The 14,114-nt window shown below is 71.8% G+C and carries 14 protein-coding genes; 2 read left to right on the top strand and 12 right to left on the bottom strand.

Features of this window, described 5'->3' with window-relative positions:
* Positions 1-17: 17 nt before the first annotated feature.
* The 4 genes from ACT3UN_RS05540 to ACT3UN_RS05525 are packed head-to-tail and all read right to left on the bottom strand — an operon-like array spanning position 18 to position 2,896.
* Positions 18-1,316, bottom strand: coding sequence for a hypothetical protein (locus ACT3UN_RS05540; RefSeq protein WP_301442867.1), 1,299 nt, complete (start codon positions 1,314-1,316; stop codon positions 18-20).
* 11 nt (positions 1,317-1,327) lie between these two features.
* Positions 1,328-1,546, bottom strand: coding sequence for a hypothetical protein (locus tag ACT3UN_RS05535; RefSeq protein WP_301442868.1), 219 nt, complete (start codon positions 1,544-1,546; stop codon positions 1,328-1,330).
* 16 nt (positions 1,547-1,562) lie between these two features.
* Positions 1,563-2,546 (bottom strand): C40 family peptidase, encoded by a 984-nt coding sequence (locus ACT3UN_RS05530; RefSeq protein ID WP_444656672.1) that lies wholly within the window; start codon positions 2,544-2,546, stop codon positions 1,563-1,565.
* A complete protein-coding gene (locus ACT3UN_RS05525) occupies positions 2,543-2,896 on the bottom strand; it encodes a hypothetical protein (RefSeq protein ID WP_301442758.1) in 354 nt (117 codons plus the stop codon). The genes ACT3UN_RS05530 and ACT3UN_RS05525 overlap by 4 nt, the downstream gene beginning before the upstream one ends.
* A gap of 118 nt (positions 2,897-3,014) precedes the next feature.
* Here ACT3UN_RS05525 and upp point away from each other — a divergent pair, with 118 nt between their 5' ends.
* On the top strand, positions 3,015-3,656 hold the full coding sequence (gene upp / locus ACT3UN_RS05520; protein ID WP_301442760.1) for a uracil phosphoribosyltransferase: 642 nt from the start codon (positions 3,015-3,017) through the stop codon (positions 3,654-3,656).
* Between the two features lie 8 nt (positions 3,657-3,664).
* Here the strand turns inward: upp and ACT3UN_RS05515 are convergent, their stop codons facing one another.
* Both ACT3UN_RS05515 and ACT3UN_RS05510 read right to left on the bottom strand, forming a co-directional pair.
* Positions 3,665-5,266, bottom strand: coding sequence for a phospho-sugar mutase (locus tag ACT3UN_RS05515; RefSeq protein ID WP_444656670.1), 1,602 nt, complete (start codon positions 5,264-5,266; stop codon positions 3,665-3,667).
* The gene (locus ACT3UN_RS05510) at positions 5,263-6,129 is read right to left on the bottom strand and encodes a purine-nucleoside phosphorylase (RefSeq protein WP_444656668.1); all 867 of its coding nucleotides are present in this window, start codon (positions 6,127-6,129) and stop codon (positions 5,263-5,265) included. Before ACT3UN_RS05510 ends, ACT3UN_RS05515 begins: the two co-directional genes overlap by 4 nt.
* Positions 6,130-6,275: 146 nt before the next feature.
* On the opposite strand from ACT3UN_RS05510, the gene ACT3UN_RS05505 reads away from it, so the two are divergent.
* A complete protein-coding gene (locus ACT3UN_RS05505) occupies positions 6,276-7,508 on the top strand; it encodes an amidohydrolase (protein ID WP_441578781.1) in 1,233 nt (410 codons plus the stop codon).
* On the opposite strand, the gene ACT3UN_RS05500 is transcribed toward ACT3UN_RS05505, so the two are convergent.
* From ACT3UN_RS05500 to ACT3UN_RS05475, 6 genes are all read right to left on the bottom strand, one after another.
* Entirely contained in the window at positions 7,489-8,184 is a 696-nt protein-coding gene (locus ACT3UN_RS05500) for a DUF1707 SHOCT-like domain-containing protein (protein WP_301442755.1), read from the bottom strand. The genes ACT3UN_RS05505 and ACT3UN_RS05500 overlap by 20 nt on opposite strands.
* A gap of 36 nt (positions 8,185-8,220) precedes the next feature.
* The gene (glpK, locus tag ACT3UN_RS05495) at positions 8,221-9,792 is read right to left on the bottom strand and encodes a glycerol kinase GlpK (protein WP_301442754.1); all 1,572 of its coding nucleotides are present in this window, start codon (positions 9,790-9,792) and stop codon (positions 8,221-8,223) included.
* On the bottom strand, positions 9,792-11,561 hold the full coding sequence (locus ACT3UN_RS05490) for an acetyl/propionyl/methylcrotonyl-CoA carboxylase subunit alpha (RefSeq protein WP_367620300.1): 1,770 nt from the start codon (positions 11,559-11,561) through the stop codon (positions 9,792-9,794). The genes glpK and ACT3UN_RS05490 overlap by 1 nt, the downstream gene beginning before the upstream one ends.
* A 109-nt stretch (positions 11,562-11,670) precedes the next feature.
* Positions 11,671-12,540 (bottom strand): sulfurtransferase, encoded by an 870-nt coding sequence (locus tag ACT3UN_RS05485; RefSeq protein WP_301442752.1) that lies wholly within the window; start codon positions 12,538-12,540, stop codon positions 11,671-11,673.
* 660 nt (positions 12,541-13,200) lie between these two features.
* Complete coding sequence (locus ACT3UN_RS05480) at positions 13,201-13,866, bottom strand: Maf family protein (RefSeq protein WP_301442751.1); 666 nt, start codon at positions 13,864-13,866, stop codon at positions 13,201-13,203.
* The gene (locus ACT3UN_RS05475; protein ID WP_301442750.1) at positions 13,859-14,110 is read right to left on the bottom strand and encodes an acetyl-CoA carboxylase subunit; all 252 of its coding nucleotides are present in this window, start codon (positions 14,108-14,110) and stop codon (positions 13,859-13,861) included. Before ACT3UN_RS05475 ends, ACT3UN_RS05480 begins: the two co-directional genes overlap by 8 nt.
* Positions 14,111-14,114 lie beyond the last annotated feature (4 nt).

The following is a 14,114-nucleotide window of genomic DNA, read 5'->3' as shown; positions in this document are numbered from 1 at the left end:
CAGAAGTCTCAGAACCGTCAGAACTTGGTGAAACGGCCGGTCAGGTTCTCCTCCAGACGCGTCCACCCGTTCGCCTCCTCGTCGAAGGGGGGCGTCGGGGTCGCCGCGGAGGGGGACCCCAGCATGTAGGCGATGTAGTCCTGCAGACGCGGGTAGGCGAGGAGCACCTTGTTGACCCCGTCGTCCTGCGCCCAGTCGGCGGCGTCGGCCAACAGCTCGTACGCCCGGCCCAGCTGCTCGGTGTCGACGGCCTCGATACCCTCGGTGATGTCGGAGCGCAGCCCGGTGAACCCGTAGACGTTCGACGGGTGGACCTCCACCTCCAGCTCCCCGGCGTTGGCCAGGGTCACCAGGTCGCCCCAGGTCTCCATCTCCGCGAGGTCGTGGTCGCGTGCGTCGACGATCCAGCGCACCAGTGACCGGGAGGACGGGAAGGTGTTGATCTCCCCGCGGTGACCCAGGAACACCGGGGAGCGGTCGCCCACGTAGCAGCGCAGGGTGTAGACCGTGGTCCCGTCGACCGTGATCCGGATCGGGTCGATGCCCGCCCGGCCCCAGGGGGTGGCGTCGTACGGGTCGGCCGCGTCCTCGTCTGCGCCTTCCTCGTCCGAGCCTGCCGCGGCACCTGCAGCACCTGCGGTGCCAGCGATCTCCTCGTCGGCCTTCTCGTCCGCCCCTGCCTTCTCTCCGGCCTCCTCCTTCTCGGCGGCGGCGTCGATGCGCGCCTGCGCGTCGGCGACGAGCGCCTCGGCGTCCTCCCCGAGATCCGGGGTGACCAGTGCCTCGTCGACGTCGTCGGTGAGCTCGACCCAGTTGTCACGCACGGTCAGTCCCACGCTCGACCACTCGGCCAGCCCGTTCTCCCCGGCGTAGTGGTCCTGGCCGCGGCTGACGTTGGACAGCACGGAGTAGGAGTGGAACCACCGGTTGATGCGGTTGATGCCGCACACGACGCCGAGCGAGCGCAGCACCTGGAAGGCGTTGGCCACCGTCCGGGTGTTCTCGAAGGACGGACGGCCGGCCAGGTTGTTGGGGAGTTCGACGAAGCTGATCCGTCCGCCCTTGCGCGGGGTCACGCGCGCTTCCGCGCCGTCCATGAAGGACGCCCAGGCGGGGTGGTCCGCCAGGTCGTGGGCGGACGTCGAGGTGATGCAGGCCAGCAGTTCCGCCGGCGAGTTGAACGCGAAGACCCCGGACTCGTCGCCGAGGAACGCCTGCCACTGTTCGCCGCGCGACACCCAGCCTGGGGCCCACAGCGTGTAGTACGTGCCGGCGGTGGTCTCGAGCTCGAGGGTGACGATTCCGTTGTCTGCCATGACGACAGATTTTAGCGGGAAGCGTGGCCCGGGTCGATGACCGGACCACCGTGTGCACCGGTGGAGGTGAACAGCTCCGCCTTCAGCACCGGTGGCACGGTCGGCGGTGGTTCGCCGAGGAACTGCTCGACGTTGTATTCGGCGCTGGCCGGCGTGGTGACGATCCTGGCCAGGCCCCGGCGCTGCGACCGTCGGCCCAGCCGGCCCCTGCCCGTGTTGTCGTGGGTCATCGTGGTCTCACCCTCCTCAGGCGGTCGGCCGGTAGAAGCCGAGGAAACCCATGCCGATGTTCTCGGTGCGTACGGGGTTGACCTGCACCGGGTCGCCGGCCTCGATCATCTGCCCGTCGCCGGTGACCATGGCGACGTGGCCGTCCCACACCACGAGGTCGCCGGGGGCGAGGTCGTCGGCGCCCACGGGGGTGCCGACGGCCTGCTGGTCGGCGGTGCGCGGGATGTCGACCCCGGCCTGCCCGTAGGCCCACTGGGTCAGTCCGCTGCAGTCCACGCCGGTGGCCGGTGACGTGCCTCCCCACACGTAGGGCGTGCCGATCGCGGACTTCGCCGCCTCCACGGCCGCCGCGGCCTGCGGGGTGGGTGCGTCTGCCACGTCGGACACGTCGGATACGTCGGACGCTTCGGCGCCGACGGCCACCTCCGGCGGTGGGGACCCCGGGGACCCAGGCGACGCCGATGTCGCGGACGCCGGGGCGTCCGGTGACGGCGGCACCGTGGGTAGCGCGGCGTCGGTGACGTCGACGCGGGTGGTGAGTTCGGCGAGCTCGGCACCGAGGAGGTCCAGGCGTTCCTGGGCGCGGGCGAGGTGCAGGCAGGCGATCTGCAGCGCGGCGGCGGGGGCGCCGGGGGAGAGCGGGGCACCGACGACCGCCACCATGATCTGTCGGATGCACTGCTCGACGATGAGCGTGATGTCCGCCGCCGCGCGTCCGGTCGCCGCCGTCGCCTCCTGCGCCACGGCCTCGACCTCCCCGGCCAGGCGGAGGATCTCGGTGGTGTCGGTGCCTGCCCCGGTGAGCCGGTCGACGGCGACGCTGCCCGCGGTGCCGCGCAGCGCGGCGTCCACCAGCCCGGGGAGCTGGTTCGCCAGCTGGCCGGCCAGGTCGGACGTGCCGGCGTCCACCAGCAGGGCGGCGAGCGGGTGGTTGCCGGCGGACGCCGCCGTTGGCACGAGCCGGCGCACGGGTTCGACGAGGCTGAGCAGGTCGGTCATGCCCCGGGCCCCTGCCAGGTGCCCGAGAAGGCCGCTGCGGAGCCGGCCTCGCCGGCCGCCAGGTCCACCGCGGTGGTCGTCAGCGAGGAGGCGCTGGCACGGTAGAAACCGGAGAACCCCGCCAGGGCGTCCGCCTGCCGCCCGCGGGCGCGCTGCAGCGCGGCGACCAGCCCCGCGGCCTGCGGGACGAGGGCCGGGAGCACGGGCGGGACGGCCGGGCCATCGCCGGACGCACCGGTGGTGAGCAGGTCGGCGACACGATCGGCGCGGGACGCGGCGGAGGTCAGTGCCTCCACGTCCGCCACCAGGCCGGTCGCTGCGTGGGTCGGGGACTCGTGTGCGGGTGCCATGGTGAGAGAGACTCGCCGGCGGGCTCGGAGGTTCCCCGCACCGTGGGCTATTTTGGAGGGTATGGAGGATTCACAGCGAACCAGGCAGACCGGTGCGTCCGGCACGGCGTCGAGCGGGATGGAGGTCGTGCAGGTCGACCACCCGCTGGCCGCCTCACGGCTGACGATCATGCGCGACGCCCGCACCGACAACGTCGCCTTCCGCGGCGCACTCGCCGACCTCGGCGCGATGCTGGTCTACGAGGCGTCCCGCGACCTGCCGACCGAGGAGTTCTCCGTGGAGACCCCCGTGGCGATGGCGACGGGGCGGCGTCTGGCGAATCCGCCGATCGTCGTGCCGATCATCCGCGCCGGGCTCGGCATGATCGACCCCGCGCTCTCGATGATCCCCGACGCGCAGGTCGGTTTCCTGGGCATGGCGCGCGACGAGCAGACCCACGAGCCCGTGCCCTACCTCGAGGCCCTGCCGGACGACCTGTCGGACCGCACCGTGTTCCTGGTGGACCCGATGCTCGCCACCGGTGGTTCCCTGCTGCACGGTCTGCGCCTGGTCGCCGAGCGTGGCGCGACGGACATCGTGGTGGTCTGCATGGTCGCCGCGGTGCCGGGTGTGGAGGCGGTGCGTGACTCCGGCTACCCGGTGAAGCGCCTGGTCACCGCCACCGTCGACCCCGAGCTCGACGACAACGCCTACATCGTCCCCGGCCTCGGCGACGCCGGCGACCGGCTCTACGGCCCCCGCAACATCGACCTGAGCTAGTCGCGGGGCTAACTACCCGGCACAGCCTGGCGCACCGTGGTGGCGAGACCGGCCAGCGCGGACTCCACCGCAGCGGTCCCGTCGTCCGTCCCGCCGGCCACCTGGAGGTAGAACTTCGCCTTCGGCTCCGTGCCGGACGCCCGGGCGATGACCCGGTACCCCAGGCCGTCGTCCGACGTCCAGGTCAACCGCACGCCGGACGCCGCGTTGGTGCCGTCGAGTGGTTCGACGTCCGTCCCGCGCGCGTCCCGACCGGCCGCCAGACCCGCCGGCGGCGACTGCGCCGAGTCGGCGACCAGCGTCGCGGCGTCCTGCGTGGAGTCGCAACGTACCGGGACCTGCGCTGTGCGCACCGGTCCGAACTCGGCGTCGAGCCGGTCGAGCTCGTCCTGCAGTGAGGCGCCGTGGGCCTTGAGTTCCGCGGCCCAGGTGGCGGCGAGCAGCGCGGTGGCGAAACCGTCCTTGTCGGCCACGGCCTGCGGGAACGGGCAGGTGCCGATCGCCTCCTCGTAGGCGTAGGCGAGCTCGCCGTCGGTATCGTCGGCGGCGCGGGCGAGGTTCTTGAACCCGGTCATCGTCTCGCGGAACTCCCAGCCGCGGGCCGCGGCGATGCGTCCCAGCAGGCAGGACGACACCACCGTCGTCGCGACGACGGGCTTGTTCCCTGTGCTGCCAGTGCCCTCAGCGCCATTGTGCTCCAGCGCCCGCTGCGCGAGCAGCGGACCGGTCTCGTCGCCGCGCAGCATCCGGTAGCCCAGCGGCGCCGAGGCGTCCGGGATGCCGAGCATGCAGCGGTCGGCGTCCGGGTCGAGCGCGACCAGCAGGTCAGGACGTTGCGAGGGCGGCGCGGCGGACGCCTGCGCCAGCAGCAGGTCGCACGCTCCCGGCTCCTCGGGGTTGGGGAAGTCGACGGTGGGGAACTCGGGGTCGGGCCAACGCTGCGGCACCACCGTGTCCGGCCGGTTGAACCCGGCGCTGCGGAACGACTCCTCCAGCGTGCTGCCACCCACCCCGTGCAGGGCGGTGTAGAGGACCCGCAGGTCGCGACGCGCCGCGAGCACCTTCCCCTCGCCGGACGCCAGGGGTGCGGCGACGGCGGAGACGTAGCCGTCGACCGCCCCGAGGTCCAGCGACACCGTGGTGGAGCGGGGCACGTCCGGCGCGGAGGGCTGGTCGTCGATGTGCGCCTCGATCTCCCGGTCCGCCGGGCTGACCAGCTGCGAGCCGCCGGCGAGGTAGAGCTTGTAGCCGTTGTCGCCGCGCGGGTTGTGGCTCGCGGTGATCTGCACGCCCGCGTCGAGCCCACGGTGCTTCACCAGCCACGCGATGACCGGGGTGGGCGCCGGGTGGGCGATCAGCGTGACGTCGAACCCCGCCCCGGCGAAGGTCTCCGCCGCCGCACGCGCCATGGCGTGTGAGCCGTACCGCGAGTCGTAGCCGACGGCCACGCTGACGGGACCGTCCTGCCGCCCCTGCCGCCCCTGCCGCTCTGTCAGCCAGGCGGCGACCCCGCCGGTCGCCCGCGTCACCGTGGACACGTTCATCCGGTCCGGCCCCGAGCCCACCGGGGCGCGCAGACCTGCCGTGCCGAACCTCAACGTGCCGCTCATCGTGTGGCCTCCGTTTCTGTTGTGTCTGAGAGCCTTTCGAGCAGCGTGCGCAGCAGCCCGCCGACCTCCGCCGCGGACGCGGCACCCGCGGCGAGTACCTCCTCGTGGTCGAGCGGTTCGCCGGTGATGCCGGCCGCCAGGTTCGTCACCAACGACAGGCCGAGGACCTCGAGGCCCTCGGCACGGGCCGCGACGGTGTCGTGCACCGTGGACATGCCGACCAACCCGGCGCCGAGGGTGCGCAGCATGCGGATCTCCGCCGGCGTCTCGTACTGCGGACCGGGCATCATCGCGTACACGTCCTCGCGTGTGCCCGGACGCAGCTCGCGGACCAGGGCACGCAGGGCAGGGGAGTAGGCGTCGACGAGGTTGACGAAGTCCGCGCCCACCAGCGGGGTGCGTCCGGTCATGTTGAGGTGGTCGCTGATCAGCACCGGCTCCCCGACCTCCATGCCCTCGGCGAGCCCGCCGGCGGCGTTGGTGAGCACCAGCCGCCGGACGCCACACGCCGCGGTGGTGCGCACCGCGTGCACCGTCCGCCACAGCGGGTGCCCCTCGTAGGCGTGGGTGCGTCCCAGCATCACCAGGACGCGCAGCCCGCCGACCTCCAGGCTGCGCACCGTGCCGCCGTGCCCCTCGGCCGTGGGCGGCAGGAAACCGGGCAGCTCGGCCATCGGGAACTCGGTCACCCCGCCAGCCCCGTCCCCGCCGCACAGCACGTCGGCGGCGGGACGCCACCCCGAGCCGAGCACGACGGCGACGTCGTGGGAGTCCCGTCCCGTCCTGCGCGCGATCTCCGTGGCCGCCCGGCGGGCGGTCGCGGCCGGGTCCGGTGTGACGTTCGTGTCCTTCGTGTCGGTCATACGGCCCAGCATAGGGCGCGGCGGGTGTCAGGTGGCCCGGGGTAGGAGAGGAGGGGCACAGTGACTAGAGTGGTGAGGATGGCCGGGAACGGCTGTCCCGCCGCAGCATCCCGACACGATCTTCACCTTGAAGGAGCACCGCCCCAGTGGCCTCAGAGAGCACCCTCGGTTCCGCCGACTCCGTCCCGGTGGCCGACGCCGTCGCCGCCTGGACCGTCGACAACCACGACACGGTGATCGGCTGGCGGCGCCACCTTCACTCCCACCCGGAACTGTCCCACCGCGAGACCGCGACCACGCAGTTCATCGTCGACCGGCTCACCGACGCAGGCCTGTCGCCGCGACGGCTCCCGGGCACCGGGGTCACCGTCGACATCGGCGGGCAGGGGACACGGGACGCCGACCCCGCGATCGCCTTCCGCGCCGACATCGACGCCCTTCCACTCAACGAGGTCACCGGCCTCGACTTCGCCTCCACCACCACCGGTGTGATGCACGCCTGCGGCCACGACATCCACACCACCGTGGTGCTCGGCCTGGCCTGCGCGCTGGCGGAGTACGACCGCGACCACGGCCTCACCCAGCGGGTACGCTGCATCTTCCAGCCCGCGGAGGAGGTCCTCGACGGTGGGGCGACCGACGTCATCCGCGCCGGTGCCCTCGAGGGCGTCAGCCACATCTTCGCCGTGCACGCCGAGCCGAAGCTGCGCGCCGGGCAGATCGGTGTGCGCACCGGTGCGATCACCTCCGCCACCGACGTGGTGGAGCTGGTGGTGCGTGGCGCGGGCGGGCACACCAGCCGTCCGCACCTCACCGCCGACGTGATCTACGCCGTCGGCCTGCTGATCACCCAGCTGCCCGGCCTCCTGTCCAGGCGTGTGGACCCGCGGACCGGCACCGTGCTGACCTTCGGCGCGGTCAACGGCGGGTCCGCCTTCAACGCCATCCCCCAGGAGGCCACGCTGCTGGGCACGCTGCGCACCGGAAGCCCCACGGTCTGGCGCGAGCTGGACGCCCTGTTCCCCCAGCTCGTGGAGCAGATCCTGGCCCCCACCGGGGCCACCGCGGAGATCCGCTACACCAAGGGTGTGCCGCCGGTGACCAACGACGACGCCTGCACCGCCGTGATGGCGCAGGCCGTGAAGGACGTCGACCCGCACGCCCTGCAGGAGGCACCGCAGTCCTCCGGCGGCGAGGACTTCAGCTGGTACCTGGAGCACGTCCCCGGTGCGATGGCGCGCCTGGGCGCGTGGACGGGCCGGGGGGAGAAGCCCGACCTCCACCAGCCCAACATCGTGCTGGACGAGGCGTGCCTGCCGGTGGGCATCCGGATGTTCGCCGGGGTCATCGACCAGTTCATCACCCTCGGGGACCAGTAGTACCGGGACCGTCACCGGGACCCTCGCCGCGACGCGGCCGGAACCGTCCTGCGGCGCCCTTCATCGCGCGCTGCGCCATGTCCATGGCGTCGCCGGTCATCTCCGAGGTGCGCATCTTACGCCGGGCCTTCTGCTCCTCCAGCGCGAGCTGCTGGGTGTGCTGCTGCTCCTCCAACGCCAGCCGGTGTTCGCGGCGCAGCCGGCGCATCCTCGCCCGTTCCAGGGCCTCCGGGCTGGGGGTGTGCCAGGACTCGGGGCCGACCTTCAGCACGTACAGCAGTACCGCGACCGCGGGGATGAGCAGCAGCAGGAGCGCGGAGGCGTCGTTGCCCAGGGCGATGGCCCCGGCGACGGAGCCGAGGGTGGTCAGCGCCATGATGCCGGCGCGGGGGCGTGCGCCACGGCGGTGCTGTTCGGCGAGTTCGCCGGCGGAGTAGACGGACACCGCCCCGCCGGGCTGGCCGGGCTGGCCGGACTGGTTCGGCAGTGCGGGCAGGTCGTGGAACAGGACGTCGAGCTCGTGCCTGGTCTGGGCGGCCGCGGCCTCGCGGCAGCGGTCGTCGTACTCGGTCAGTGTGATCCGGCCGTCGGCGAAGTGGACGGCCAGCACCGACAGCGCGGCCTCACGGTCGGCGTCGCCGATACGGACGGTGGGGTCTCGGGGATCACGTGACATGGTCCCCAGTGTAGGACAGAGGGTCAGGCCCCAAAATCAGGCCCAGCCGAGGGTGCGCTCCACGGCCTTGTTCCACAGGGCGTAGGCCTCGTCGCGGTCGGACGCCGGCACGTCGGGGGTGTAGGTGCGTTCCTCCTGCCACAGCCGGCGGATCTCGTCGAGGTCGGCGAAGAACCCGGTGGCCAGGCCGGCGGCGTAGGCGGCGCCGAGCGCGGTGGTCTCGGTGATCTTGGGGACGGTGACGGGCACGCCGAGCTGGTCGGACTGGAACTGCATCAGCAGGGTGTTCTCCACCATGCCGCCGTCGGCGCGCAGGTGTGTCAGCGGGACGCCGGAGTCGGCGTTCATCGCGTCGACGACCTCGCGGGTCTGGAAGGCGGTGGCCTCCAGGGCGGCGCGGGCGATGTGCGCCTTGGTCACGTAGCGGGTCAGCCCGGCGATGATGCCGCGGGCGTCCGGCTCCCACCGGGGTGCCAGCAGTCCGGAGAACGCCGGCACGACCACGCAGCCGCCTTTGTCGTCCACGCTACGGGCCAGGCCCTCGACCTCGGAGGAGGAGCTGATCAGCCCGAGGTTGTCGCGCAGCCACTGGATCAGTGAGCCGGTGACCGCCACGGAGCCTTCCAGGGCGTACACGGCGGGCTGGTTGCCCAGCCGGTAGGCCACGGTGCTCAGCAGCCCGTGGGAGGACGTCTCCAGGGTGGTGCCGGTGTTCATCAGCAGGAAGTTGCCGGTGCCGTAGGTGCACTTGGCCTCACCGGGTTCGGTGCACGCCTGTCCGAAGGTGGCGGCCTGCTGGTCGCCGAGGATGCCGGCGATGGCCACGTTGTGCACCGGCCCGGAGCGCTGCACCCGCCCGACCTGCTCGGAGGAGCTGACGATCTCCGGCAGCATGGACATCGGCACGCCCATCGCCTCGCACAGCTCCGGGTCCCACTTCTGGGTGCGCAGGTCCATGAGCATGGTCCGCGAGGCGTTGGTGACGTCGGTGATGTGCCGGGCGCGGTGGCGGCGGTTCGTGGAGTTGTGCCGGGAGCGGCGGGTGAGTTCCCAGATGATCCAGGTGTCCATGGTGCCGAAGGCGAGTTCGCCGCGTTCGGCACGCTCACGCACACCCTCGACGTTGTCGAGGATCCAGCGGATCTTCGGGCCGGCGAAGTAGGTGGACACCGGCAGCCCGGTGCGTTCCCGGAAGAGGTCGCCGTGCTCGGCGTCGAGGCGGGAGCAGAAGTCGCCGGTGCGGTTGTCCTGCCAGACGATGGCGTTGTAGACGGGCTCGCCGGTCTCCCGGTCCCAGACCACGGTGGTCTCGCGTTGGTTGGTGATGCCCAGGGCGGTGAGGTCCTCGGTGCCGATGTCGGAGCGGGCGACGGTGTCGCCGATCACGCGGCGGGCGTTGAGGCGGATCTCCTCCGGGTCGTGCTCGACCCATCCGGGACGGGGGAAGATCTGCCGGTGTTCCAGCTGGCTGACGGAGTGCACGGCACCGGCGGCGTCGAAGACGATGGCGCGGGTGGACGTGGTTCCCTGGTCCAGCGACAGGACGTAGCCGCGTCCCGCCTGCCGTCCCTGCCGGGGCCGGAACAGGCCGCTGAGCCGGTCGACCATCAGAGGATCTTCAGCAGCGGCTGCGACTTGGTGACACCGTCCCCGGCGGCCACGCCGAGCTCCTGCACGGTGCCGGCCTTGTGCGCCTTGACGGAGTTCTCCATCTTCATCGCCTCGATGACCAGCAGCGGGTCACCCTCGGCGACCTCGGTACCCTCCTCGACCAGGACGGTGACCACGGTGCCCTGCATGGGGGCGACCGCGGTGTCGCCGGAGACCTTGACCTCGCGGCGTCCGGTGTTCTTGCGGGTGCGGCGACGCGTCCCGCCGGTGCCGACGAGGTCACCTGGGACGCTGACCTCGACGCGGCGTCCGTCGACCTCGACGGCGATGCGGCGGGACGGCACGGGCTCGTCGGCGCCTGCCTCCGCCTCGGCGTCGGTGGCGGCCGGCAGCTGGTTGTCCCACTCCTCCTCGATCCAGCGGGTGTACACGTCGAGGGAGTCGCCGGTGAAGGCGTCGTCGTCGAGGACGGCACGGTGGAAGGGGATGACCGTCGGCAGGCCCTCGACCACGTACTCGTCCAGGGCGCGGCGTGCCCGGGTCAGCGCCTGGTCGCGGTCCTCGCCGGTGACGATGAGCTTGGCGAGCATGGAGTCGAACTGGCCGCCGACGACCGCACCCTGTTCCACGCCGGAGTCGACGCGCACACCCGGGCCGGATGGCTCACGGTAGGACGTCAGCGCACCGGGGGCGGGCATGAAGTTCGCGGCGGCGTCCTCCCCGTTGATGCGGAACTCGATGGAGTGGCCCTGGATCTCCGGGTCGCTGGTGCGCGACAGCTCCAGTCCCTCGGCGATGCGGAACTGTTCACGCACCAGGTCCCAGCCGGTGACCTGCTCGGTGACGGGGTGCTCGACCTGCAGCCGGGTGTTGACCTCCAGGAAGGAGATCAGGCCGTCGGAGCCGATGAGGAACTCCACGGTGCCCGCGCCCTGGTAGTCGGCGGCGCGCAGGATGTCCTTGGCGGAACTGCGCAGCCGGTCGTCCTGCTCGGCCGTGAGGAACGGGGCCGGGGCCTCCTCGACGAGCTTCTGGAACCGGCGCTGCAGCGAGCAGTCACGGGTGGACGCGACGACGTAGTTGCCGTGCGCGTCCGCCAGCACCTGGCACTCCACGTGCCGGGCGCGGTCGAGGTAGCGCTCCACGAAGCACTCACCGCGGCCGAACGCCTTCTCGGCCTCACGGGTGGCGGAGTCGAACAGCTCCGGGATCTCCTCGACGGTGTGGGCGACCTTCATGCCGCGTCCACCGCCGCCGAACGCCGCCTTGATGGCCACGGGCAGGCCGTGCTTTCCGGCGAACTCCACGATCTCCGCGGCGTCCTTCACCGGCTCCCGGGTGCCCGGGACCATCGGGGCGTCCACGCTCTGCGCGTAGTGGCGGGCGGTGACCTTGTCGCCCAGCTCGGCGATGGCGCGCGGCGAGGGGCCGATCCACGTCAGCCCGGCGTCCACCACGGCCTCGGCGAAGTCGGCGCGCTCGGAGAGGAACCCGTAACCGGGGTGGACGGCGTCCGCGCCGGAACGCACCGCGGCGTCCACGATGCGGGTGATGTCCAGGTACGAGTCCGCAGGGGTGGAGCCGCCGAGGGCGAAGGCCTCGTCGGCCATGCGCACGAACGGTGCGTCGGCGTCCGGCTCGGCGTACACCGCGACGGAGGAGATGCCCTCGTCGCGGGCGGCCCGGATCACCCGGACGGCGATCTCGCCACGGTTGGCGATCAGCACCTTCGTCACCTTCGACAGCTTCCGGGTCTCTACCGGCACGTTCACTCCTCACAAAAACGGGTCACACACGACACTCACACAAGGGTCTACGATGTGACGACGTTACTACGTCACCCCGCGACAGGAAGAAACGACGTCGACGGCCCTCTCAGGCGCCGGTGGCGATGGGCATGCGCACCATGTTGCCCCACTCGACCCAGGAGCCGTCGTACGCACGGACGTCCTCCCAGCCCAGCAGGTGGTGCAGCACGAACCACAGGTGCGCGGCCTTCTCGCCGGCATGGCAGTAGGGGACCGTGGACGCGGCGGCGTCGAGCCCGGAGAACACCTCGTCCAGCTCCCCGCGCTTGCGGAAGCGGTGGTTGGGGTGCAGCGTGGCACGCTGCGGGATGTTCACCGCGCCCGGGATGTGCCCGTTGCGGCACACCGTCGCCGGCGCGTCCTCCTCCCCGGAGGTCACGGCACCGATGAAGTCCTCCGGATCCCGCAGGTCCACCAGCTGCACCTCGTCGCGGCGGGCGAGCACCTCGTCGACGAAGATGCGGTGGGAGACGTCGTCACGCTCGACCACCGGGTAACCGGTGGTGGGCTCCGGCGGGGCGTCGTAGGACGTCTCGCGTTCGTCCTGCATCCACGCCTCGCGACCGCCGTCGAGCAGGCGCACGTCCGGGTGGCCGAAGAGCTCGAAGATCCAGAACGTGTAGCTCGCCCAGAGGTTGGAGTCGTTGCCGTAGAGCACCACCGTGTCGTCCCGGGTGATGCCCTTGGCGTCCATGAGCCGGGCGAAGGCCTCGCCGTCGAGGAAGTCCCTGGTGACGGGGTCACCGAGGTCATCGTGCAGGTCGATGCGGATGGCGGTGGGCAGGTGTCCGATGTTGTAGAGGATGGGGTCGGAGTCCGACTCCACCACCTTCAACCCGGGGCCGCCCAGTTTCGCGCCCAGCCAGGAGCTCGTCACGAGCTTGCCCGGGTGGGCGTACTGCCGAAGATTCGGGCTGGGGTCCAGTTCGATTCTCACGGGTGAGGGCACCGCCTTTCATGTCGTCACACGCAGTCTAGCGCCCGTGGCCCGACGAAATGCGATCGCCGCACAATTCCGGTGGGTGATGTGGCCCCCGGCACCTTGAGCCCCCAGGTCGCCCTGGGGCACTCTGAGCGACCTGAGGGCTCACGGTGCCGTACGTGCGATCGCCTTGGTGAGCTGTCCGAGGAGATTGTCGTGGCGCCGGTTGAGCAGCGCGGCGTCGACACGCAATACCTCCCACCTTCAGTTCACGGCAGGCGAGGTCGAGCACCGTCGAACGTCCGGGCAGGTCCACCCGTACCTGTGAGGCCCAGGTGAACGGCTCCGGCAGCAGCGGGTTCGCGACGAGCCGGAGCGTGGTCTCCTGCGGCGACCGGGCACCGGGGTCGCTGAGTCCCATCAGCCGCTCCAGTGTGCGTTGGTCGACCTTGCCCCTGCCGGCGGCGGCCAGGGCCGGCCCGTTCAGCGTGGTGCACTGCCACAGTGCGTCGGGCAGCTCGCTGCGCCGCACCGGGACGATGGCCGGGAGCGCCCGACGTGTGTGGCACGGGCCCCGGTGGACAACGGCGCATCTTGAGCCCTCAGGTCGCCGAGGAGGGTCCGTGGCGGCCTGAGGGCTCAAGATGGCGCAAGGAGGGGAGAGTGTGCGAGCAGCTACCGGTTCCAGAACTCCGAGACGTCCAGCCCGAAGCCGGCGAGGGTGCGCCGCAGCAGGGGCAGCGACAGCCCGATCACGCTGGAGGGATCGCCCTCGATCCGGTCGATGAACCAACCGCCCAGGGCCTCGAGGGTGAACGCACCGGCGCACTGCAGGGGCTCGCCGGTGGCGGCGTAGGCCTCGATGTCGCGGTCGGACGCGTCGGCGAAGTGGACCACGGTCTCGCTGGCGCCGGTCACGGTCTCGTGGCCGGCTGCACCCAGGAAGGTCACGGCGTGCCCGGTGACCAGGGTGGCGCTCCTGCCGCGCTGCTGACGCCACCGCTGCACGGTGCGCTCGGCGGTCAGGGGCTTGCCCTGCAGTTCGCCGTCGAGCAGCAGCATGGAGTCTGCGGCGACGACGACGCTGCCCGGGTCGAGCCGGTCGGCGTACTGGGTGAGCACCGCCTGCGACTTGGTCTGCGCGAGGTGGCAGACGACCTGCGCGGAGGTGGGGGAGGCCACGCGTGTGTGCAGGTCGGCGACGGCGGCGTCCTCGTCCACCCCGGGGACCAGGATGGACGGCTCGACGCCGGCGGAGCGCAGGATCGACAGGCGAGAGGGGGAGGAGGACGCGAGGACGAAGGTGCGCCCAGGAGTGCGCCCAGGAGTGCGCTCAGGCACGGAAGCCGGTGGGGTTGAAGTTCCGCGCGCCGCGGAGGCGTTCGGTGGGGGTTCCCCAGGTGCCGCGGGAGGTGGTGCGGGCGCGCAGCCGGTTGATCTCACGGGGGTCGGCGCCGGTGCCGGAGGAGGCGGACTCGGCCACGAGGACGGCCAGGGCGCGGGCGATGGCCTCGGTCTCGACCTCGTCGGGGTGGCCCTTGACGACGGTGAAGGGCACCGGGGTGGCGGGGGTGGGGGTTGTCATGCTC

The organism is Corynebacterium sp. AOP12-C2-36 (assembly GCF_052379185.1).
In the GTDB taxonomy this organism is placed as follows: Bacteria; Actinomycetota; Actinomycetes; order Mycobacteriales; family Mycobacteriaceae; genus Corynebacterium.
This window is presented reverse-complemented; position numbering and strand designations above follow the sequence as displayed.